At 64.9% G+C, this 4,093-nt stretch carries 1 protein-coding gene and 5 pseudogenes; 5 read left to right on the top strand and 1 reads right to left on the bottom strand.

Going from position 1 to position 4,093, the window contains the following annotated elements; all coding sequences use genetic code 11:
- Positions 1–49: 49 nt before the first annotated feature.
- Positions 50–360 (bottom strand): annotated as a pseudogene (locus ACT6UX_RS30260) (IS3 family transposase); the annotation flags it as partial.
- A 43-nt stretch (positions 361–403) separates the two neighbouring features.
- Here ACT6UX_RS30260 and ACT6UX_RS30255 point away from each other — a divergent pair.
- The 5 genes and pseudogenes from ACT6UX_RS30255 to ACT6UX_RS30235 form a co-directional block, all read left to right on the top strand.
- A pseudogene (locus ACT6UX_RS30255) lies at positions 404–955 on the top strand (IS256 family transposase); the annotation flags it as partial.
- A 20-nt stretch (positions 956–975) separates the two neighbouring features.
- Positions 976–1,871 (top strand): annotated as a pseudogene (locus ACT6UX_RS30250) (IS21 family transposase); the annotation flags it as partial.
- On the top strand, positions 1,868–2,386 hold the full coding sequence (locus tag ACT6UX_RS30245) for an ATP-binding protein (protein ID WP_444778843.1): 519 nt from the start codon (positions 1,868–1,870) through the stop codon (positions 2,384–2,386). The pseudogene ACT6UX_RS30250 and the gene ACT6UX_RS30245, both read left to right, overlap by 4 nt.
- A gap of 257 nt (positions 2,387–2,643) precedes the next feature.
- Positions 2,644–2,889: pseudogene (gene tnpB, locus ACT6UX_RS30240) on the top strand (IS66 family insertion sequence element accessory protein TnpB).
- 93 nt (positions 2,890–2,982) lie between these two features.
- Positions 2,983–4,055, top strand: a pseudogene (locus tag ACT6UX_RS30235) (IS66 family transposase).
- Positions 4,056–4,093 lie beyond the last annotated feature (38 nt).

The raw sequence follows: 4,093 nt of genomic DNA, 5'->3' as shown, positions 1-4,093 counted from the left end.
ACCTTCTTCAGGTTCACCTTCGTGCCCTCCCGATCCAGAGCCATCCCTAGCCGAACCGGCGACGAAGCGTCGCCAGAACCCGCAGCCGCTCGCGCAACGGGCCATCGTCGGCCCGCCGTGATCGATACCGGCAACTGCTCACGTCCATCCCGATCAGCCTGCAGGCCCGGCGCTGGCTGAGACCGTGGACCCGCTGTACGTGATCCACCGCACGACGCCGCACTGCAGGCCTCAGAACTCTACCGAGGCGATATCCTTCAAGGCCGCGTTGTCGAGCATTGCTTCGGCCAACAGTTTCTTCAGCCGGCGATTCTCTTCCTCCAGAGACCGCAGCCGCTTGGCCTCCGAGACCTGCATTCCCCATACCGGTTACGCCGGTTTGGCCGAGAAAGCCCTGACGGCGGTGATCCAGGAGGCCCATATCCAGGGTATCTCGCCCCGCTCGGTCGATGACCTGCTCAAGGCCATGGGGATGAGCGGCGCCTCCAAGAGCCAGGTGAGCCGCCTATGCGAGGACATCGACGTTCGCGTGAAGGCGTTCTTCGACCGCCCGATCGAGGGCAACTGGCCGTATCTGTGGGTCGACGGCACCTATATGAAGGTCCGCCAGGTCGGCCGTATCGTGTCGGTTGCGGTGATCGTCGCCGTCGGCGTCAATGCCGATGGCCGTCGTGAAGTGCTCGGCATGGACACTGGCCCGTCGGAGGCCGAGACCTTTTGGACGGCCTTCCTCAGGAAGCCGGCCTAGCGTGGCTTGCGCGGCGTGAAGCTCGTCGTCTCCGACGCCCACGAAGGCATCAAGGCGGCGGTGTTCAGGATCTTCGCCGCTACCTGGCAACGCGGGGTCGTGTCCACTTCATGCGGAACGCCCTGGCGCACGCCGGCCGTCGTGGACGGGCGCGTCGTCTCGGCCTTGATCGGGACAGCCTTTGCCCAGGACGATGCCGAGAAGGCCCGCGCCCAGTGGCGCCGTGTCACCGGCTCTATCACTTCTGGCTGGCCTTCTCCGGCTTCGAGCATGCTCATGCGGTGCAGGGCGGCGAGAGATTCGTGGCCTTGGCCGAGGGGCTGCAGAACGCCCTGTGGGCGCTGGGCGGCTTGCCCAAGAAGCATCGCAGATGCCCTTCTGCTGCGCGGTAGCCGCGACTTTGACGACCTCGACGCCTATCGAGCCTTCGCCGACCAGGTCGTCGGGCGGCGCAACGCCAACAACCGCAAGCGCATCGCTTTGGAGCGCGCCGCTCTGGCGCCTCTGCCGCACCGGCGCACCACTGACTTCGAGGAGAAGGTCATCCCCGTCACCTCGAGCGGCGGCTTCATCTTGCGGCGTGTGTTCTACACCGTGCCGTCGCGTCTGATTGGCCATCGCCTGCGCGTTCGCTTCTTCGACGACCGGCTCGAGTGCTTCCTCGGCACACACCGGTCGCAACGCTGCGCCGCGACCGGCCGCTGTCGGAGAACAAGGGCGGCCATGTCGTCGACTACCGGCATGTGATCCACGCTTTGCGCAGAAAGCCGATGGCACGACTCAACCTGGTCTACCGCGACCAGCTGTTCCCGCGGCTGGCTATGCTCGCGCCTTTGACGCCTGGCGTGGCCAAGGCGACGATCGGCGGGCCTGCAAGGTCACTGTCGAGCTGCTGGCGCTTACTTATGAGTGTGCCGGCGAAACCGAGCTGGCGAGCCTGATCGGCGCCGATCTCGACGCCGGCCGATTGCCCGATCCCACCGAGCTGCGAAGGCGCTTGCGGCCACGACAGACCGCGATCCCCGCAGTCGCTGTCCAGCTGGCCGCTTGCGATCTACGACGAGCTCTCCGCGGTCGATGCCACGACGATCCCGTTCGCGGCCGGCTGGAGGTCACGCCATGACGACAGCCATGACCGTCGACGCCGCCCGCGTCGAGCTGTTGCTCGCCGAACTGCGCCTGCCCAGCATGAAGGCCATATGGCCCAGGCTCGCCGCACAATCCGACGAGGAAGGCTGGCCGGCCGCAAAGTTCCTCGCCACCCTGGCCGAGCACGAGGCGGCTGACCGTAGCCGACGCCGCTTCGAGCGCCATCTGGTCGAGGCCCGCCTGCCGCCCGGCAAGACACTGGCCGCCTTCGACTTCGAGGTCACCCCGATGGTCTCAAAGGCCCAGATCATGGCGCTCACCTCCGATGACGTCTGGCTCAAGAGCGGAGCCAATCTGTTGGTCTTCGGCCCACCGGACGGCGACAAGAGTCATCTGGCGGCGGCCATCGACCGCCTCGTCCATCACGCCACCATCCTCGAGATGAACGTCCAAAGCGATCGCCGCAAGGCTGCCGTCCACCCCAAGCGCGGACCAGGATGGCCACCCTCCCACGCCACTCCCAAGGAGTTCGAAAAAGACAGTGACTGACGATCAGCGACAATCAACTGTCGCTCCCAGCGTCAATCACCTTGAAAATGATGCCGGCCCACACAATCATCCCACCTCTTCTCAGCCTGATTGGCGCGCCCTTCTCATCCAGATTGTCGCGCCATAGGTGTCGACGTAGCAGCACTGGCGCGGGTACTGAATATTCTGTCACGGCGATGATCCCGGTCCATCAGGCTTGCGAGTGTGGATCTCGGTCGGTCACACGGATATGCGGCGGTGCCGCATGAACGCTAGCCTTGCACATCGAGCAAGAGCTGCGGCGCGATCCCCATGCTGGCCACCTTTACGTCTTCCGGGGCAAGAGTAACAAGTTGATCAAGATCTTCTGGTAAGACGGGTTGGGCGCCTCGCTCTACGCCAAGCGCTTGGAGAAGGAACGCTTCGTGTGGTCGCCGTCGACCGATGGGGTGGTAGTGATCACGCCCGGCCCACTCGGCTACCTGCTTGAAGGGATCGACTGGCGCAATCCGCGACACACCTAGCGGCCCGAGGTGGTAGACTGAGCTGCGATGGATTGAACCGGCCCGCATCGAGTTCACCACAAGCCGCCGCGTCTGTGCTCTTCTGTTGCCACCATGACGTCGGGCGATGCCCTGCCGGACGCCCCCGGGAGCCTGAAGCAGCTGCTGTTGGCACGCGTGGAAGAGCTGGTCGTGGCACGGGCGGCCCAGGCGGCAGCCGAGGCTGAAGGGGCATGCGCACTGGCACAAGTCTCGAGCCCCGAGGCGATGACCGCCCACTACAAGCTGGCCATCGAAAAGTTTAGAAGGGTGCTGTACGGAGAAAGCTCCGAGCGCGGGGAGCGCTTGCTCGGCCAGATGGAACTGCAGATTGAGGAGCTCGAAGCCACGGCGCCCGAGGATGTGCTGACGGCCGAGCCGGCACGCGGCAGTACAGGTCGATCGTTCACGCGCAGGAAGACGGGACGCAAGCCGTTTCCCGAGCATCTGTCGCGCGAGCGCATTGTGGTGCCCGGTCCGACGGCCTGCACGTGCTGCGGCTTGGGCTGGCTGGCTAAGATCGGCGAGAACATCACTGAGACGCTGGAGGTCGTGCCCCGGCAATAGAAGGTGAACCAGACGGTGCGCAAGAAGAACCTGCTATCGCCCATCGCGCTCAAGGCTGTGCAGAGGTTCGACGCCCTCTTCGCCATCGAGCGTGAGATCAACGGTCAATCTGCACAGGCTCGTCTCGCCGTGTGCCAACAGCGCATCCTGCCGATGGTCAACAAACTCGATGCTGCATGCGGGCAGAGCGTGCCCGGCTATCTCGCCATGCCGCGATTGCCAAGGCCTTCGACTACATGCTGACCCGCTCGCCCGCCTTCACCCTATTCCTGCGCGTCGGCCGCATTTGTATCACCAACAACGCCGCTGACCGGGCGTTTCGGGGCATTGCGCTTGGCCGCAAGACGGGGCTGTTCGCCGGCTCCGATCGTGGTGGCGAGCGTGCCGCCGTCGTCTACAGCCTGATCGCCACCGCCAGGCTCAACGACGGCGACCCTCAGACCTGGCTAGTCGACATCCTGGCGCGAATCGCTGACCATCCGATTCGTCGTCTCGACGAGCCGCTTCCCTGGAACTGGCGCAAGCCATCCGGCGCTCCCGCGGCTGACCTGAGCCCCTGCATCACCTCCAGAAATGAGTAGAGTCCGTCTTCGAGGGGAGACGGCAGATGAAGAAGGCA

Origin of the sequence: Reyranella sp. (assembly GCF_052439685.1) — a bacterium.
GTDB lineage: Bacteria > Pseudomonadota > Alphaproteobacteria > Reyranellales > Reyranellaceae > Reyranella.
This window is presented reverse-complemented; position numbering and strand designations above follow the sequence as displayed.